Consider the following 18,620-nt stretch of genomic DNA (forward strand, 5'->3'; position numbering starts at 1 on the left):
ACTGAAAAGTAACGTTTTACGCTGTAGTTGTGCGTTATGGTAGTTGTACGTTATGTATGAAGGGAGAGTTGCTTGAACGTGAAAAAAGCTGTTAACAGGCAAAAATCGCAGGGCTCAGGCGAAACCCGTAAAGCGTCGTCCGAGCGCGTCAATGTTGCCAAGGCGAAAGCGAAAGCGGGAGCGCGGCATGTCGGCGTGCGCTTGCAGGGCGCCGCACGTGAGACAGTGGTCATTGTACTGCTGGCGCTGTGTATATTTTTACTGCTGGCGCTATTTAGTTATGACGCCAGTGACCCGGGATGGTCCTATCGTGGTCCAGAAACTGATGTAAGTAACTGGATGGGGGCTTTCGGTGCCTGGCTGGCCGATGTGCTTTACTCCCTGCTAGGGGCTAGTGCTCTCTGGTTCCCGGCAATGCTTGGCTTTGCTGCCTGGTGGCTTGTGCGCTCTCGGCAGGTACGTTTCGAGTTGGATATGCTGGCGCTGGCCGTGCGTGTGGCGGGCTTTTTCATGCTGGTGCTTGGCACGACAGTGCTGGGCGCCCTGCATTTCTATAACCCTGATAGCGTATTGCCTTACGGTTCAGGCGGAATCCTGGGGGAGGGGTTGGTAGCAACCCTGATGCCAATGGTGAGCCACACAGGTGTAGGTTTGGTGGCTGCTGTATTGATCCTGGGTGGCTTCCCGTTGCTGACGGGAGTTTCGTGGTTAGGCTTGATAGATGAAATTGGTCGACAGGCATGCCGTTTAGGAAGTTGGGTTCGTCGTCTGGTCAATGGTATTGACGAGAAGCGTCGGGAACACCAGGCGAAGCGCAGGCCACAGCTTGATAGCTACGAAGACGAGCCTGCCGCGTTTTCTGCACAGGAAGATGCGTCGTTGGCGCCGTCCGAGCTGTCTGAATCTTCCCGTTCCAAGGCGTCGACTTCACGTCGTGAGCCGGGTATATCGCTTGGCTCAGTTGCTGCGAGTACGGCAGGCGCTGCGGGGGCTGCCTGGACGGCAACACGTATGACAGCATCCAGGCAGGAAAAGCCGGATCTTTCAGCTGACAGCGCTGAAAATGAAGCTTCTACCAGCGGACATCGCCGCCCCTTCAGTGCGATTGATCCAGAGGAGGAAAAGCCTGTCGATCTTAGAGCATCCGCTGAGCCTGAACCCGCCGTCAATCCGGGAGCGTTTACGTTTTCGGAAAGCGATCGATTAGCACCGCGTGATACGAAATCTCGCCTATCATCTGAGCGCGCCGAACCGACTCGTACTGAATCTGCTCGTACCGAACCGACTCGTATTGAGCCTACGCTCACGCCTGAAACAATATCTGAAACAACGCCTGAAACAGTATCTAAAACAGTATCTGAAACAACGCCTGAAAAAGAGTCTGGACCTGAGCTCGAAAAAAACACCGGGATAGCATCTGATGCCTTTGCGCCCGGAATGTCTGATGAAAGTGACGACAAGGTTCCGGAAGCGCCTTTGGAAAAGACGTCAACCGATAGGCGGGTGCCCGAAATCGTGCCAGAACCCGTACTTGAGGATGAGCCTGAGCTGTCGCCAATAGAGTCTTCGTCCGTGGTGCCTGACCTGCATGCCACTGACGGGCCGGATTCCTCACCGGCACCGACTTCAGCACCGCAACCCGCTGACACGCAGACAGCGGCCGCGAGTGATGACGATACGATGACACTTTGGACGGTCGAGCACCTGCAGAGCCAGCGTCCGGTGCTGGAAGGAATGCCAGAGCCTGACGGCGACGTCCCGAGCCTGCGTTTGCTGACACCACCAGAGCCACAGAAGCCGAACTACAGCGAAGAGCAACTGGCCGATATGGCCGAACTGCTGGAAGTACGCCTGAAAGAGTATGGGGTCAAGGCTGACGTCGTGGATACCTGGCCTGGGCCGGTCATCACGCGCTTTGAAATCAAGCCCGCCGCCGGGGTGAAAGTCTCCAAGATCAGCAATCTTGCCAAAGACCTGGCGCGCTCGCTGATGGTGAAAAGCGTGCGTGTGGTTGAAGTGATTCCCGGCCGCCCAACCGTGGGGATCGAGATTCCCAACCCCAACCGCGCCATGATCCGCCTGCGCGAAGTGGTTGACTCGGATGTCTATCAGCAGGAAACCTCACCGCTTACCATGGCGTTAGGACAGGATATCGGTGGCGGGCCGGTGGTCGCTAATCTGGGTAAGATGCCTCACCTGCTGGTGGCGGGTACGACCGGCTCTGGTAAATCCGTTGGGGTGAACGCCATGCTGGTGTCGATGTTGCTCAAGGCAACGCCGGACGAGCTGCGCTTGATCATGGTAGACCCCAAAATGCTGGAACTCTCCGTGTACGACGGAATTCCGCATTTGCTGGCGCCGGTGGTTACCGATATGAAAGAAGCCGCTAACAGCCTGCGCTGGTGTGTGGCGGAAATGGAACGCCGCTATAAGCTGATGGCCGCCATGGGGGTACGCAATATTGCGGGCTTCAACGCACGCCTGGATGAGGCTGGCCGAGCGGGCGCACAGGTGGCTGACCCGCTGTGGGAGCCACAGCCCTGGGAAATGCATCAGGCGCCTCCGGTGCTTGAAAAGCTGCCCTATATCGTCGTGGTAATTGATGAATTTGCCGATATGTTCATGATTGTCGGCAAGAAAGTAGAAGAGTTGATTGCGCGACTGGCACAGAAGGCAAGGGCAGCAGGGATTCATCTTATTCTTGCGACCCAGCGGCCTTCCGTGGATGTTGTCACTGGCTTGATCAAAGCCAATATTCCGTCGCGGATGGCCTTTCAGGTGTCGTCTCGAATCGATTCACGCACGATTCTTGATCAGGGTGGGGCCGAAAGCCTGCTCGGTCATGGTGATATGCTTTACCTGCCTGCTGGTTCAGGGCCTCCTGCCCGTGTGCATGGTGCCTTTGTCGATGATGACGAAGTCCATCGCGTGGTGGAAGACTGGAAACTGCGCGGGGAGCCTGAATATATTGAGGAAATCCTCACCGGTGGAGTGACGGCCGATGCGCTGGCGGGGCTTGAGGCCGAAGGCGCCGATGGTGACGATGCCGAACAGGACGCACTTTACGATGAAGCGGTGCAGTTTGTGACCGAAACACGGAAAGCGTCGATTTCTGCCGTACAGCGGCGCTTCAAAATTGGTTACAACCGTGCTGCTCGCCTGGTGGATGCGATGGAAAGTGCTGGTGTAGTGTCCTCCATGGGCACCAATGGTCAGCGTGAGGTACTGGCAGGCCCACCCACCGGCCACTAACCGTACGCAACCCCACCTACATCAATCGTGCAAACACCAAGAAAACCGCGCCGCAGGTGAAACCTTGCGGCGCGGTGTGCGTCTGAGATCACAACAACGTGATTATCGGCGAATGTTCGCCCACCCAGCAGATAAAGGAAATCGCTATGTTTCGTACTAATAAGGTTTTCATGGACAACAAGACGGGAAGCGCTGCTGTCAACGGCTCAGAGGGCATGAGCGAGGTGACTCAACAACGACCGTTTGCGCTGATGCTGGCCGCCAGCGCGTTAGGTCTGATGGTAAGCGCGGATAGTCTTGCCAGCGATGCTGCCGAGCGTTTGAGTGAGCGTCTTGAGCCGCTTGAAACCTACCACGCCAGTTTTGAACAGAAGATTCTTGATGGCAGCGGTGAGCGCCTGCAGGAAGCTAACGGAGAAATGTGGCTCGCTCGCCCTGGCCTGTTGCGCTGGGAAGTGGCAGCCCCTTATGCGCAGACCGTAGTATCTGACGGTGACGACGTGTACCTGTATGATCCTGACCTTGAACAGGTGACCGTTCAGGCGGTGGATGAGCGCGTTACCCACACCCCGGCCTTGCTGCTCTCCGGCGATATCAGTGACTTGACAGCCAGCTACGACGTTTACCATGAAAATACGGATGAAGATGTTTTTACCCTGGTTCCTTCAACAGCTGATACGCTTTTTGAAGAACTCAACCTGATGTTTGAGGGGGATACGTTAACAGAGCTTTGGATGACCGACAGCACAGGGCAGCGAACGGCGATTATCTTCAGCGCTATTCGCCAGAACGCTGACATTCCCGATGAGCGTTTCACGTTTACTATCCCGGACGGTGTGGATGTCATCCGTGAAGGGCAGTAAAAAAGATGGTTGGGTTGTTTTTTTAGGTTAGTTTGAGGTCTTCCCTCCTTTGTCGGCATCGCTGTCCTGTGCTTCACGCCATGCCATGATGTCGGCAAAACGTTTTTCCTGGCCATGGGAACTGGGTTGATAAAACGATGCACGCGGGAGTGCTTCTGGCCAGCAATCGTGATCACTACCTGCTGGGTAACCATTCGGTTCGTGATGGGCATATCGGTAACCATGGCCATGACCGAGCTGCTCCATGAGTTTGGTAGGCGCATTGCGCAAATAGTGGGGAACCTCGACTTCAGGTTGTTGGCGCACATACTGCTGGGCTGCCTTCCATGCCTGATCAATCCGGTTGCTTTTAGGTGCCACGCCAAGATGAATCACCGCATGAGCAATGGCACGTTGCCCTTCGTAATCGCCGAGTCGTAGATAGGCATCCCAGGCTGCCATGACCAGAGGCAAGGCGCGTGGGTCGGCATTGCCGACATCTTCAGACGCAATCGCCGCCAGACGACGTACGATATCCAGCGGGTCTCCGCCCCCTTGAATAAATCGCGCCATGTACAAAAGCGCCGCATCCGGTCGAGACGAACGCACGGATTTATGCAGGGCTGACAGTAAATCGTAATAAGCGTCTCCCTGTTTATCGAAGGCACTCGCCTGATGGCCTATCACGTCCGCCAGCGCTGCTTTTCCCAGGTACTCCTGCCCCTGAATGTGTTCAGTAAAATCACAGGCGGTTTCCAGTAACCCTAGCGCCCGACGGGCATCGCCTGCACTGGCATGAGCCAGCATATCCAGAACCTCCTGATCCACCTGAATATTTCGCTGACCAAGGCCTCGTTTGGGGTTTGCAAGCGCTTGACGTAACACCGCAACCAGCTCGATCTCACTCAACGGCTTCAGGACATAGACCCGAGCGCGAGACAGCAGCGCCGAGTTAACCTCAAAGGAAGGGTTCTCAGTGGTGGCTCCTATAAGCGTCAGCAGGCCGGATTCCACATGCGGCAGCAGGGCATCCTGTTGTGATTTATTAAGACGATGAATTTCATCCAGAAACAGAATGACCTGTGCGCCTGCTCTGTGTTGTGCGCGTTCCAAGACGCTGCGGATATCTTTCACGCCCGCCATGACAGCGCTCAGGCTTTCCAGATGTGAATCGGATGCGCGTGCGAGAATTTCCGCCAGCGTGGTTTTGCCCACGCCAGGAGGGCCCCACAAGATCATTGAGCGGATGACACCCGACTCGGCCATCTGGCGCAATGGCTTTCCCGCGCCCACCAGGGCTTGCTGGCCAATGTAGTCGTCCAGTGTGTTCGGGCGCATGCGGTAGGCCAGTGGGGCATCACTGGCAGATTCTGTGGCGTTGGTAAACAGGTCCATCACGGCTCCATTGGCTAATGTGAACAAAATGACGCTGGTGGCTGTCATTAAAAAGCTGACGTTGGTAATACAGGCTTCATCAGGTTAGGGTCTATTGACGTTTCACCAGTGTGGCCGTGAATGAAATGTCAACAGACTCTAATATAATGGTCATTCACGACAAACCCTTGTTAAACTGCTTGCGTTTTGTCCGCGATTAACGAAATCTAACAAAAACGCTGGTGTATAAGGACTTCTGTTTTTCCAGCGATGATCGCATGTCACTGGCCTCACCCCAGCGGCAAGCCTGAGATGAAAAGGAGACGGCAACATGCTAAACCAATTGCGTCTGGATCATGCCAATATGGCGCGAATGCTCCATGTCTTGCAGCTGAAACACAAGACACTTGAGCAAGGGGAGCGTCCTAACTTCCAATTAATGCGCGAAGTAACAGACTATATTCTGGCTTACATGGAGGGTTTTACAGCGCCATTGGAGCGTGTCTTCGTTGAGCGCTTGGAGGCTAAAGTACCTGATCAGGTGTCTAAAATAGAAAACATGCTGGACGACTATCGCAAACTCAAGCCTCGTCTTGAGAAGCTCTCGTCTGATATTGATACAGTGCTGATGGATATGGTGGTCCCGATGGACCGCTTTGCTGATGACTTGAAAGCATACCTCGAGGCTCACCGCGCTTATCTGCGTCAGGAGCGTGAAGCGCTCTTTCCGCTGGTAGACAAGCACTTTGGTGAAGACGATGTCGAAGCCTTGCGTGAGGCCTTGCCAGAAGGGGCTGAAAAGGAGCTTGAGCGTTTGCAGCAGGCTTACCCGGAACTGTATGCCGAGCTGAAAGGTGCTGAAGTGCCTGTTGTCTAAATTTAGTGGCGTCTGGTTAATGACATGACGTACTGGTTTGGAGCGGCGCTGAATGATCAGTGCCAGTGGTACTTACCACTTTCCTTGCCAACAACGGAGCGTGCTACACTGGCCGCTCCGTTTTTTTATGCGCCCGTTTTTCTTATCCATGTAAGAGCAGCTCACGATGGTTGGCCCCATTTTAATTTTTGATTCTGGCGTTGGTGGCCTATCTGTGGCTAAGGCGCTGCGTCATATTTATCCTAAAGCAGCGTTCTGTTATGCCTGTGATAATGCGTGGTTGCCTTACGGGGTCCGCAACGATGCCGAACTGACCGAACGCATTGTCAGCGTATGCCTTGCCGCTGTTGCCGCCTGTCAGCCCTGCGTATTGGTGGTGGCCTGTAATACGGCCAGTACTCTGGCGCTTGAACAGCTACGCGCTGTCTTAACGATCCCTGTTGTGGGAACGGTGCCAGCAATTAAACCGGCTGCGGCCATTTCTCAGACGCGCCATATTGCTCTGTTAGCGACGTCAGCAACGGTCAGACGTCCTTACACACAGCAGTTGATTGATAGCTTTGCTCAGGATTGTCAGATTACCCGTGTAGCAGCAGATGCACTGGTGGTGGAGGCTGAGCGTTTGCTTGGCGGTCATGCACCCAACCCGACGCGTATAAATGCAACCCTTTCGCCGTTATGGCAGGCAGCGAACGCCGCTCAGCCGATGGATACGGTCGTGCTGGGGTGTACCCATTTTCCTTTGATGCTTCCCTGGCTTAAAAAACTTTCACCGGTGACGTTGAACTGGGTAGACTCCGGCGCTGCCATTGCTCGCCGTGTGGGTCAGGTGTGTGGCTCTTTCCATACAGACGCGGCGGATAACCGCAGTTTCACCACGGCGTCGGGGTCAGCATTTCAAGCAGGGCTTGCCAATTATGGGTTCAAGACACCTCAGCTGCTGGCCCTGGATACTGGAGACAGTTAGGGCAGAGCGTGTTTCCAGCCCCGTTGGCTGATGTATCCATCTTTTATTATCAATCCTTTCAGTCGATCAGAAAAGGAGCTTACCTTTGGCTATTCCTGTGGTTGAGCCAGAGCGCTATAGCGAGCAGTTAGCCGCTAAGCGCGATACGCTTGAAAACCTGTTGGCGACGTTTTCGCCACCACCATTGGAGGTCATGGAATCTCCCCCGAGCCACTACCGCCAGCGCTGTGAGTTTCGCATCTGGCATGAAGGCGATGACCTCTTTTATGCCATGTTTGAGGTTGATCCGGCTGACCCGGGCAATAAGCGTGTTGTCCGTCTGGATCAATATCTGGTCGCCAGCGCCGCCATCAATGCCCTGATGCCACGGCTGCGCAATGCCCTGTTGGCCAGCCATGAGTTGCGTCATCGCCTTTTTCAGGTGGAATTCCTGACCACCTTGTCCGGCGAAGCGCTGGTTACTCTGATTTATCATCGCCCGTTGGGAGACGCGTGGGAACAGGAGGCACGAGCGCTGGAGCAGGCGCTAGGGGTTATGATCATTGGCCGCTCGCGCAAGCAGCGTAAAGTTCTAACGCGTGACTACGTATGGGAAGTCTTGCAGGTAGATGGCCATCAGTTCCACTACCAGCAGGTAGAGAATAGTTTTACTCAGCCAAACGCCCAGGTCTGCCAGAAAATGCTCAGTTGGGCCCGGTCGGCCACGGCGGGTAGTCACGAAAATGACCTGGTTGAGCTATATTGTGGTAATGGAAACTTCACGGTAGCGCTGGCGGAAAATTTTAGGCGCGTACTGGCCACTGAAATCTCACGTACCTCAGTCGCCAGCGCCAATGTTAACTTTGACGCTAACGGCATTACCAACGCCCAGGTAGGGCGCATGTCGGCGGAAGAGTTTGCGCAGGCGCTAAAAGGAGAAAAGCATGGCCGCCGAGTGGCAGAGATGGCACTCGATAGCTATAACTTTTCAACAGTATTGGTCGATCCACCCCGTGCCGGGCTGGATGAGGCCAGCTGCCGTCAGCTGAGTCGTTACCCGTCGATTGTGTATATTTCCTGTAATCCTGCGACACTGGCGGAAAATCTGGCCATACTGACGCAGACGCATCGCATGGAGCGACTGGCACTGTTTGACCAGTTTCCATTTACCGACCATATGGAATGTGGTGTGCTGTTAACGCGTCGTTAATAGCAATTTACACAGTGAATAACTGGCTCAGCGGGAGGGTGTTAGGGCGACTGGGTTTACGGCCGGGTTGTTTCTGATGCTTGATTCGTTTAGCGCATGAATAACAATGCACAATTGGCATGCGTTATGAGCAATACGCTAGTTGGCTGGGGTTGTCCTGATAGGTCGAGTAAGCTTGTAACTTCAGTGGCTTAACAGCTAACGATCTTCGTTTTGGCCGATAACGGCCTTGGCAGTCGAGGTGATGAATGCATTATATTGCGATTGAAGAGAGTCGTCAGGATCTTCTTAAACAGTTAAAGGAACGACTGGAATCGCGCCTGGAACCCACCAGAGCGGCCGCGGTTGATGCTTTTGCACGCCAGTTCTATGCCACTGTGCCTGTCGAGGATCTCATTGATCGGCATCTGGATGATCTGTACGGCGCAACCTTATCTATCTGGCAGTTTCTGCAACACCACGAGCCTGAAAGCCCTAAGGTAGCGGTATTCAACCCGGATTTTGAGGAGCATGGCTGGCAGTCCACGCATACGTTTGTTGCAGTGCTGCATGTTGACATGCCTTTTCTGGTTGATTCGGTACGCATGGAGTTAAATCGCCATGGATTGACCGTTCATGCCATCCAAAATGCCGTATTCGCCGTTGGGCGAGATGCGCAGCATCAGCTTAAAAAACTGGCCTCGCCGGGGGATGAGAATGCGCCGGCCGATCGTGAATCGCTGATCGTCATCGAAGTGGATCGTCACTCAGATCGAGAGGCGTTGGCGACAATCGAGCGGAACCTGCAGGACATTCTGCGTGATGTGCGAACCGCAGTCAGTGACTACGACGCCATGTGCGCGAGAACTCGTGACGCTATTCAAGAGCTCGAAAAGGTCTGCCCGCCGCAGATTGACCCAGATGACCACGAAGAAGCCATTGCATTTCTTGAATGGCTATTAAAAGACAATTTCACTTTTCTGGGGTATGACGAGTACACGCTTCAGGATGGGGAACTGGTCCGTGACAACGACAGTGTTATGGGTGTTTTCCGTTTGAATAACCCGTGTTACTGCGAACGTATTCGTACTGAGCAGGGGGTTGACGAGAATAACAACTACGTCCTCGTACCCCAGTTGTTGTCGTTTGCCAAGAGTGCACATCATTCTCGTGTGCATCGCCCCACCTATCCTGACTACATTGCCGTCGACCGTTATGACGATGATGGTAATGTCACTGGTGAACGCCGCTTCTTCGGCCTGTTTACCGCAACCGTTTACAATGAGTCGCCACGTAATATTCCGTTGTTACGCCGCAAGCTTAAAGCGGTCATGGATATCGCGGGCTTCAATCCGCAAGGCCATAACGGAAAACAGCTTTTGCAGGTGCTGGAAGTTTATCCACGTGATGATCTGTTCCAGACGCCGACAGAATCTCTGGCTGGCACGGCACTGGGAATTCTCAGTATTCGGGAGCGCCGCCAGGTACGTCTGTTCGTGCGTGCGGATGTCAGCGGCAAGTTTTATTCGTGCATGGTGTTTGTGCCGCGCGATGTGTTCTCCACCGATTTGCGCCAGCGCATTCAAAGCCTGCTGTGCGAAGAAATGGATGCCCACTTTGGGGACTTCAACACTTATCTTTCCGAATCCGTACTGGCGCGTATTCAGCTGATTCTGCGTTTCAATGGCGACAAGCCCAGCGCGTTTGATCTCAAACGGCTGGAAAAGAAAGTCTCGCAGCTGGCGCGCAGCTGGAAAGACGAGTTGCAATCCGCCATGGTGGAGGGCTTTGGCGAGGAAAAAGCCAACCATCTGATGGAGCGTTTCAGCAGCGCATTCTCTGCCAGTTACCGGGAAGATTTCAGTGCGCGCACGGGTGTCTTTGATGTGCAGCATCTGCTGGCGCTGGATAACGGCGATGATCTGGCACTATCGCTTTATCGGCCGTTGGAAGAGCAGGCCGGGGGCGTCAATCTGAAGCTTTTCCATCGAGAATCGCAGATTCCGCTTTCCGATGTGCTGCCCATGATGGAAAACCTGGGGCTGCGCGTTATCGGTGAGCGCCCATACGAAATTCATGCTCCCAATGAAAATTACTGGATTCACGATTTCGAGCTGGAACACAGCGGCGCTGACGTCAGCTTGAGTGAGATGCGTGAGTCGTTTATAGAAGCATTCAAGCACATCTGGGCTGGTGAAGCGGATAATGATGTCTTTAACCGCTTGATTATTGGTGCCAACCTGGACTGGCGTGAAGTTGCCATGCTGCGTGGCTATTCGCGTTATCTGAAACAGATTCGTTTCGGAATGTCGCAAAACTATATTGCGTCTACGTTGGCGAGTTATCCCGACATTACCGTTGAGTTGGTCGAGCTTTTCCGCCTGCGTTTTGATCCGCAATCGGAAGATCGCGATGGTTCTGCATGCCTTGCAAGAATCAATGAGCATCTTGAGCAGGTGGCCAGCCTGAACGATGACCAGCTGATGCGCCGCTTTGTTGAACTGATTCAGGCGACGCTGCGTACCAATTACTATCAGCTGAATGAGAAGGGGCGTTTCAAGGATTACATCGCCTACAAGCTTGAGCCGTCCAAAGTCACGGGAATGCCCAAACCGCGCCCGGCGTATGAAATTTTCGTCTGCTCACCCAGAGTGGAAGGGGTTCACCTGCGCGGCGGTAAAGTGGCCCGCGGTGGCTTGCGCTGGTCGGATCGCCGGGAAGACTTCCGTACTGAGGTTTTGGGTCTGGTCAAAGCGCAGCAGGTGAAAAACGCGGTTATTGTTCCGGTGGGCGCAAAAGGTGGCTTTGTCTGTAAGCGCATGCCTGAAAATGCCGATCGCGAGACACTGCAGAAAGAAGGAATTGCCTGCTACAAAACCTTTATTCGCGCCTTGTTGGATGTAACAGATAATCTGGTGGGCGGCGATGTTGTACCGCCTGAAAACGTGGTTCGTCACGATGATGATGATGCTTACCTGGTCGTCGCCGCTGATAAAGGCACGGCAACCTTCTCCGACATCGCCAATGAAATCTCGCTGGAATACGGCCATTGGCTGGGCGACGCTTTTGCCTCAGGGGGCGCCAACGGTTACGACCACAAGAAAATGGGCATCACTGCACGCGGTGCCTGGGAATCCGTAGAGCGTCATTTCCGTAACCTTGGTCTGAACACCCAACGTGAAAACTTCACTGTTGTGGGCGTAGGGGATATGGGGGGTGACGTGTTCGGTAACGGCATGCTGCTTTCCGAGCATATTCAACTCGTCGGTGCTTTCAACCATCTACATATTTTTGTTGACCCGACCCCTGACGCCGCCTCGACGTTTACTGAACGTCAGCGTTTGTTTGATATGCCGCGCTCCAGCTGGGAAGACTTTGATAAATCATTGATTTCCGAAGGTGGCGGTATTTTCAGCCGGAATGCAAAATCGATTGCCATTACGCCGCAGATGCAGAATGTGTTGGGAATCAGCGAGTCGCAGCTGGCCCCTAATGACCTGATTCGCGCCATTCTTAAGGCAAAGGTAGACCTGTTATGGAGCGGTGGTATCGGCACCTACGTGAAGAGCTCCGAGGAGACGGATGCCGATGTCGGTGACAAAGCCAACGATGCGCTGCGCATTAACGGTGGCGAGCTTAATTGCCGCGTGGTGGGTGAAGGCGGTAACCTCGGCTTGACCCAGCGTGGGCGGATGGAAGCCGCTGCCAAGGGTGTGCTTGTCTACACGGATTTCATTGATAACGCGGGTGGTGTCAACTGCTCAGACCACGAAGTCAACATCAAGATTCTGATTGATGAAGTGGTTAAACGTGGTGACATGACCGAAAAACAGCGTAATCAGCTGCTTGCCGAGATGACCGATGAAGTCGCGGATCTGGTGATTCTGGATAATTACCGTCAGACCCAGGCGCTGGATCTGTCAGCACGGATTTCACAGCAGGGGATTGGACCCTACCGCCGTTTTATTAGCGAGCTTGAACTAGTGGGCCAGATTGATCGCGAACTGGAGTTCCTTCCCAATGATGAGGAATTGAAGGAGCGCGCCGGTAGTGGGCAAGGCGTGAGCCTGCCAGAAATGTCTGTCTTGATCTCGTATGCAAAAAGCACACTCAAAGGCGACCTTATTGTCTCTGATGTGCCTGACGACCCCTATATCCATCGTCACCTTGAGCGCCTGTTCCCGCAGCCGCTGGTGGATAATTATCGCACCGAGATGTATGAGCACCGCCTGAAGCGGGAAATTGTTGCCACCCAGGTAGCCAATGACCTGGTGGATCATATGGGCGTCGTCTTTATGCGCCGCTTGATAGATTCCACCGGTGCGGGCCGTGCCGACATTACCCGCGCTTATATCGTTGCGCGTGATAGCTTTAATTTATCCAGCCTGTGGGCGGAAATCGAAGCCCTGGATAACATCGTTGCCAGCGATGTGCAGTACGGCATGATGATGGACCTGATGCGCATGATCCGACGCGCGACCCGTTGGTTCCTGCGCCAGCATATGGGGCTTTCCACTCAGGATATGGTGGAATACTTTGGTCCGCGCCTTGCCCAGCTTCAGGAAGGCATTGGTGAGCTGCTCAGTGGTGAAGAGCTGGATAGCTGGCAGCAGCGCCGCGAAGAACTGCTGGAAGCCGGGGTTCCCGAGTCGTTGGCCTCCAGCGTTGCCGCAGCGCCGAGCCTGTATGCAGGGCTGGGTATTATTCTGGCAGCACGCACTACCAATGAAAAACCCCAGCGCGTTGCTGAGGTGTTTTACGAAGTGGGTAGCCGTCTGGAACTCCCCTGGATGATTCAAAAGGTAACGCAGCTTGATGTGCGTGATACCTGGCAGGCTCAGGCACGCGAAACCTTCCGTGACGATATTGATCGTCAGCAACTGGCACTGACAACCAGTGTGCTGAAGCTTGAAACGGGTGCTCACGACGTTGACGAGCGTGTATCGCAGTGGCTCGATCAGCACGCGGAGCTGCACCGCCGCTGGTGCCGTCTGATTGAGGAAGTACGCAGTGGTAGTGAAAGCGGCTTTGCCCTGTTTGCGGTAGCGGTACGTGAACTGGTTGATCTTGCCGAGAGTGACAGTGAGACTTAAACCGCTTCTCCAATAAACGATCAAGCGGTTATAACGCCGTGTCCGGCTAGCCGGGCACGGCGTTTTTTATCAGCGCTGTGCCATGACGCCATTTCGTGTCTCTTGCGTTGACTTTACGCTATAATATTGCCCGCTTGCTGTTTGCCTTAAAAAAACCGTGCCCCAAGCAATCATGTCTGAAAGAACTGACCCTGACAGAACTGAACCTGGAAAAACCATGTACCGCGCTATTCGCCCTTTGTTCTTTCGCCTCGACCCTGAAACGTCTCATACGCTGGCCATGGGCATGCTGGATGCATTAGACCGCGTAGGCGCTGCGCAGCGACTTGCTGGGCCGCGCGTTGACGACCCGGTTGAGTTGATGGGACTGCGTTTTCCTAATCGTGTTGGGCTGGCGGCCGGTCTTGATAAAAATGCTGATCACCTGAATGCCTTAGGGGCGCTGGGGTTTGGTTTCATTGAAGTTGGCACCGTGACGCCAAAGCCGCAGCCAGGCAACCCCAAGCCGCGCCTTTTTCGTCTGGCGGCGCACGACGCCATCATCAATCGCTTCGGGTTCAACAATAAAGGGGTAGCCCATCTGGTCAGGCAGGTCAGGAAACGTCGTTTTGACGGCATTATCGGCATCAATATCGGCAAAAATCTCACGACGTCGGTAGAAGAGGCTTTATCGGATTACCTGACGTGCCTTGAAGCGGTGCATGAGGTGGCGGATTACATCACAGTGAATATTTCTTCGCCCAATACGCCAGGCTTGCGAACCCTGCAGTTTGGTGAACAGCTGGATGCTTTGCTGGGGCCGATCAGAGCGCGTGCGACGGAGCTGGATGTTGCCAGTGAAGGTCGCTGTGTGCCTTTGTTAGTCAAAATTGCCCCGGATATGCAGGAAGACGAAGTGGCGCTAGTCGCCCAGAGCATTGAACGTAATGGCTTTGATGGGGTGATTGCGACGAATACGACAATTGACCGCAAGGCGGTGGAAGGAGATCCACAATCACAGGAAGCTGGCGGTTTATCTGGAAAACCGGTATTTGAGGCATCGAACAGGGTGATTCGCTTACTGCGTCAGCATTTGCCTAGGTTGCCGATTATTGGCGTAGGTGGCATCGACAGTGGTGATGCGGCTCGGCAGAAACTGGTGGCGGGGGCTGATCTGGTGCAGCTTTATTCAGGGCTTATCTATCAGGGGCCTGGGTTAATCAGTACCTGTGCACGTGCGTTGGCGAGCGATGCGGATAACACGTCCAGATAACTCACTAGACGACAATTCGCCAGACGACTATTCACCAGGCAACAAAAAGCCTGCCGTAAAAGCAGGCTTCAGACACCAAAGTGATAGACTCACTTTAACTGTGGATCAGGCCATCACCATGGGATTTTTGTGAATGCCGGAAACCCCCGTCAATCCACTCCATTGGTCGCCGCGTCCTTCACGCCAGCCACTCATCCAATATTCACGTAAATTGATATCTTGACTGGGGCAATCGTCGCGGGAGCGACCCGTTACGCCTGCCTTATAGCCGTGAACATAAGCCCGTTGAAAGCGATCACGTTTTTGTCGTTTCATTGGCTAACCTCTTTAATGAAAGCCTTTGATAAGAAATAGCAAAAAAATACTATTTCGTGAGCTGGCCTGAAAAGTGAATGACGTTGTTGCTGGTTAAGTCAGGCACTCACGTGCTGAACAGGGCAACATACCACTCTGTCGCAGTGCATCTCTGTCAGGCAGATCTCGCTTCAAGCAAGTATTGCCAAGTTGCAAAACGACCTGACTGCATGTGGCGAACAAGGTTTTTCGCATAACGCCACCGTTAGAATTGTTGAACAAAAAATGTCCAGAAAAAATCTGCAGTCAATAAAATTTACTTTTCAAAGCCCTCTGCATGTCATGGGTCTCAAACAGGATAAAGCTTATGTTCAACCCCCACGACAGGAAACGCATGCGTTATAAAGTAGCTACCCTTTTATTGTTAGACCATGATGGTGGTCTTTGTCGACCATTAAATTGTCATAAGAACTACACGAATTTGCCATAAATAGTAATATCGCGGTAGACACACCGCCGTGATCACCCTTTAAGACGACTGCTACGATGATTGAGCGACTATGACAGAGCAACACCACACCGATGAGCTGGAACTGTTGGTCACCTGCCCAAAGGGGATCGAGCAGTTGCTCGAGGAAGAACTGATCCAGCTGGGAGCCACGCCTGGAAAAACGACGGTTGCGGGTATTTATGTGCGTGCCAGCCTTGCCACAGCCTATCGACTATGCCTGTGGTCACGACTGGCAAACCGCGTCATTCTGGTGCTCGCACGAACGCCGATGGTGGATACCGCAGCGCAATTACTATCAGCGGTGACAGTCGTGCCCTGGGCTGAGCATATCGCATCAGGTAAAACCCTGGCCGTGGATTTTCACGGGCGCAGTGACCATATTCGCCATACCCGGTTCGGCGCTCAGACGGTCAAAGATGGTGTGGTAGACGCGCTGGCTCTGGCCGGTGCCAGTCGGCCGCAGGTTGACACCAAATTGCCTGATATTCGCCTTTATGCCAACCTGCACCGCAATAATCTGACGTTAGGCATTGATCTGTCCGGTGAGAGTTTACACCGGCGTGGGTACCGTCTTGATGTAGGGCATGCGCCACTTAAGGAAAACCTCGCCGCTGCGTTGCTGGTGCGTGCGGGATGGCTGGCGCGCGCCAAGGCAGGTGAGCCGCTGATTGACCCCTTGTGCGGCGCAGGCACTCTGTTGATCGAGGCTGCCCTGATTGCCGCCGACCAGGCGCCAAACCTGAATCGAAAGCGATTTGGGCTGCATGGCTGGGCGCGTCATGATCAAGACGTCTGGCAGGAGTTGCAGCGTGAAGCGCAGGCACGTGCCAGTATCGGGCGTAAGCGCTGCAAGAACGCGCTGTTTGGCTTCGATCAGAGTCCGGCCGCCTTGTCAGCCGCCAAAGCCAACGCCATGCGGGCGGGTATACCTGCTCTGATTACGTTTCACGGGCAAGGCATGGCCCAGCTGGAGCGCCCTGAAACCCTCACCGCAACATCGGGTCTTTTGATTACCAACCCGCCGTATGGCGAGCGGTTGGGCGAATTGCCCGAACTGGTCGGTCTTTATGCCACCCTCGGCGAAAAAACTAAAAGCCTTTTTCCTGGCTGGACACTGGCCGTGTTTACCGGCAACCCGGATCTTGGCCACCGTTTGGGGATGCGTGCTCATAAACAGTACGCCATGAAAAACGGCCCTCTGGATACCAAGCTCCTGATCATGGATATCGGAACTGTCACCGATAATCGAGAGCATAAAGGAGAACCGGCTGGAGAGTTTACGGAAGAACCTACTGGGGCGCCGCAAAGTGCCCAGGTTCGCGAACATTCAATGCATGAAGGCGAGCATACACCTGTCAATGGTGCTGTCAGCGTGCCTTCAGAGCGCACGCTATCTGACAATGCTCAGATGTTCGCCAACCGGCTTAAAAAGAATCAGAAGCGCCTGAAAAAATGGCTTAAGCAAAGCGGTGAAAGCTGTTATCGCTTATATGATGCGGATATGCCGGAGTTTGCTCTGGCAATTGATATCTATGGCGACCGTATCCACGTCCAAGAATACATGCCACCGCGTTCCGTCAATGCTTCGCAGGCCCAGAAACGCCTGTTTGATGCGTTGGAAATCCTGCCGCGAGCGTTGGACGTGGACGCCAGTCGAATTTACGTCAAACAGCGTGAACGCCAGGCTGGCAAGGCGCAATATCAAAAGCGCGATGCAAGCGGGGAGCGCTTTGAAGTGTGCGAAGGTGAGGCGCGCCTTTGGGTGAACTTACGGGATTATCTGGATACCGGACTGTTTCTGGATCACCGCCCTGTGCGGCGTCTGCTGGGCGAAATGGCCGAGGGTAAGCGCTTTCTGAACCTGTTCTGCTACACCGCGTCAGCCACGGTGCATGCCGCGCTTGGCGGTGCCAGTGATAGCGTCAGCGTGGATATGTCGAACACGTATCTGGCGTGGGCGCAGGATAACTTTGCTCTTAATGGACTCGATCCCAGCCGTCACCGTGTGATGCGTGATGACTGTTTCAAATGGCTGGAAACAGCGGGTACTCAGTTTGACCTGATTTTCATGGATCCACCGACGTTTTCCAACTCGAAAAAAATGCGTGATACCCTGGATATCCAGCGGGATCACCCGCAATTGGTGCGTTTGGCCATGGCACGCCTGATGCCTCAAGGTGCCCTGGTATTTTCCAATAATCAGCGTCGCTTTGTGCTGGATGACACCCTGCGGGAAGAATTCGTGGTGGAAGATATTTCAGCGCAGACCTTTGATCCTGATTTTCAGCGCCGCAGTAATCTGCATCATGTCTTTGTACTGCGTCATAGGGAGGCTGCGTGATTCAACTACGGCTCTACACCACGCAAGGTTGTCATCTGTGTGACCAGCTCCATGCGCTGGTGCGTCAGCTGGCTAATCAGCCGGTTACGTTGACGCCGATCGAGATCAGCGAGGATGACAACTTGATGGCGCGTTATGCGCAGCGTATACCTGTGCTGGCCGATGAGAAGGGCGCAGAGCTGGACCGGGGGTTTGATGCCCGGCGGCTGGCCGCCTGGCTTGACGCGCGGGGTTGGCTGGATCAGGCGGCGTTGGCAGCGCTTATGGCCGACCCGCCGGAACCTGAACCGGCGAAGCCTGCCTATCTGCGCGATGGCCGCCGCTATCTGGTTTAAGGGAAAACCTTAGATAGCATCCAGCAGTGAAAGCTGACGCATGGCTGCCTGACCCTCCGGGGAGTCATCGGTAACATCCAATACCTTATGGAAACCGCGGGAGGCCTGAATGGTGCTTTCATCATCGAGCCACATTCTGGCCTGTTCGCGGGTATCTGCCAGCTGGTGCTTCAGCCCGCCGAACTGGGTGCCAATCTGCCCCCAGGCGCGACTGAAAATCCAGTCGCCAAACATATCCTGATGAATGTGCACCAGCACATAGTCATGGTCGGTTTCCCAGCGTACGATCACACCTTGCCCTCTTGTTTGTTCTG

At 54.2% G+C, this 18,620-nt stretch carries 12 protein-coding genes; 9 read left to right on the plus strand and 3 right to left on the minus strand.

The features are described from left to right. The first annotated feature begins 72 nt into the window (after positions 1-72). Together ACU6TU_RS05390 and lolA are read left to right on the plus strand one after the other, a co-directional pair. Positions 73-3,252: a DNA translocase FtsK 4TM domain-containing protein gene (locus ACU6TU_RS05390; RefSeq protein ID WP_447143546.1), complete on the plus strand. Its 3,180-nt coding sequence runs from the start codon at positions 73-75 to the stop codon at positions 3,250-3,252. Positions 3,253-3,467: 215 nt separating this feature from the next. After that, positions 3,468-4,115 (plus strand): outer membrane lipoprotein chaperone LolA, encoded by a 648-nt coding sequence (gene lolA / locus ACU6TU_RS05395; RefSeq protein ID WP_447144189.1) that lies wholly within the window; start codon positions 3,468-3,470, stop codon positions 4,113-4,115. A 27-nt stretch (positions 4,116-4,142) separates the two neighbouring features. Here lolA and ACU6TU_RS05400 read toward each other — a convergent pair whose 3' ends face one another. Then, entirely contained in the window at positions 4,143-5,489 is a 1,347-nt protein-coding gene (locus ACU6TU_RS05400; protein ID WP_447143547.1) for a replication-associated recombination protein A, read from the minus strand. A 310-nt stretch (positions 5,490-5,799) separates the two neighbouring features. Here ACU6TU_RS05400 and ACU6TU_RS05405 point away from each other — a divergent pair, with 310 nt between their 5' ends. The 5 genes from ACU6TU_RS05405 (at position 5,800) to ACU6TU_RS05425 (ending at position 14,825) form a co-directional block, all read left to right on the plus strand. After that, complete coding sequence (locus ACU6TU_RS05405; RefSeq protein ID WP_447143548.1) at positions 5,800-6,345, plus strand: hemerythrin domain-containing protein; 546 nt, start codon at positions 5,800-5,802, stop codon at positions 6,343-6,345. A gap of 166 nt (positions 6,346-6,511) precedes the next feature. Further along, positions 6,512-7,312: a glutamate racemase gene (gene murI, locus ACU6TU_RS05410; protein ID WP_447143549.1), complete on the plus strand. Its 801-nt coding sequence runs from the start codon at positions 6,512-6,514 to the stop codon at positions 7,310-7,312. 85 nt (positions 7,313-7,397) lie between these two features. Continuing rightward, on the plus strand, positions 7,398-8,501 hold the full coding sequence (gene trmA, locus ACU6TU_RS05415; protein WP_447143550.1) for a tRNA (uridine(54)-C5)-methyltransferase TrmA: 1,104 nt from the start codon (positions 7,398-7,400) through the stop codon (positions 8,499-8,501). A gap of 248 nt (positions 8,502-8,749) precedes the next feature. Continuing rightward, the gene (locus ACU6TU_RS05420; protein WP_447143551.1) at positions 8,750-13,573 is read left to right on the plus strand and encodes an NAD-glutamate dehydrogenase; all 4,824 of its coding nucleotides are present in this window, start codon (positions 8,750-8,752) and stop codon (positions 13,571-13,573) included. Positions 13,574-13,790: 217 nt separating this feature from the next. Further along, positions 13,791-14,825: a quinone-dependent dihydroorotate dehydrogenase gene (locus tag ACU6TU_RS05425; RefSeq protein ID WP_447143552.1), complete on the plus strand. Its 1,035-nt coding sequence runs from the start codon at positions 13,791-13,793 to the stop codon at positions 14,823-14,825. A 105-nt stretch (positions 14,826-14,930) separates the two neighbouring features. Here the strand turns inward: ACU6TU_RS05425 and rmf are convergent, their stop codons facing one another. Next, entirely contained in the window at positions 14,931-15,140 is a 210-nt protein-coding gene (gene rmf, locus ACU6TU_RS05430) for a ribosome modulation factor (protein ID WP_447143553.1), read from the minus strand. 539 nt (positions 15,141-15,679) lie between these two features. On the opposite strand from rmf, the gene rlmKL reads away from it, so the two are divergent. Then, a complete protein-coding gene (gene rlmKL / locus ACU6TU_RS05435; RefSeq protein ID WP_447143554.1) occupies positions 15,680-17,971 on the plus strand; it encodes a bifunctional 23S rRNA (guanine(2069)-N(7))-methyltransferase RlmK/23S rRNA (guanine(2445)-N(2))-methyltransferase RlmL in 2,292 nt (763 codons plus the stop codon). Then, complete coding sequence (locus ACU6TU_RS05440) at positions 17,968-18,306, plus strand: glutaredoxin family protein (RefSeq protein ID WP_447143555.1); 339 nt, start codon at positions 17,968-17,970, stop codon at positions 18,304-18,306. Before rlmKL ends, ACU6TU_RS05440 begins: the two co-directional genes overlap by 4 nt. A 9-nt stretch (positions 18,307-18,315) precedes the next feature. On the opposite strand, the gene ACU6TU_RS05445 is transcribed toward ACU6TU_RS05440, so the two are convergent. Beyond that, positions 18,316-18,597 (minus strand): hypothetical protein, encoded by a 282-nt coding sequence (locus ACU6TU_RS05445; RefSeq protein ID WP_447143556.1) that lies wholly within the window; start codon positions 18,595-18,597, stop codon positions 18,316-18,318. Positions 18,598-18,620 lie beyond the last annotated feature (23 nt).

The organism is Halomonas sp. LS-001 (assembly GCF_052983955.1).

What these genes read in the sequence shown, in the direction of transcription:
- ACU6TU_RS05405 (WP_447143548.1), top strand. Translation starts at nt 5,800, where the DNA reads ATGCTAAACCAATTGCGTCTGGATCATGCCAATATGGCGCGAATGCTC.
- lolA (WP_447144189.1), top strand. Translation starts at nt 3,468, where the DNA reads ATGAGCGAGGTGACTCAACAACGACCGTTTGCGCTGATGCTGGCCGCC.
- ACU6TU_RS05400 (WP_447143547.1), bottom strand. Translation starts at nt 5,489, where the DNA reads ATGGACCTGTTTACCAACGCCACAGAATCTGCCAGTGATGCCCCACTG.
- ACU6TU_RS05420 (WP_447143551.1), top strand. Translation starts at nt 8,750, where the DNA reads ATGCATTATATTGCGATTGAAGAGAGTCGTCAGGATCTTCTTAAACAG.
- ACU6TU_RS05425 (WP_447143552.1), top strand. Translation starts at nt 13,791, where the DNA reads ATGTACCGCGCTATTCGCCCTTTGTTCTTTCGCCTCGACCCTGAAACG.
- rlmKL (WP_447143554.1), top strand. Translation starts at nt 15,680, where the DNA reads ATGACAGAGCAACACCACACCGATGAGCTGGAACTGTTGGTCACCTGC.
- rmf (WP_447143553.1), bottom strand. Translation starts at nt 15,140, where the DNA reads ATGAAACGACAAAAACGTGATCGCTTTCAACGGGCTTATGTTCACGGC.
- murI (WP_447143549.1), top strand. Translation starts at nt 6,512, where the DNA reads ATGGTTGGCCCCATTTTAATTTTTGATTCTGGCGTTGGTGGCCTATCT.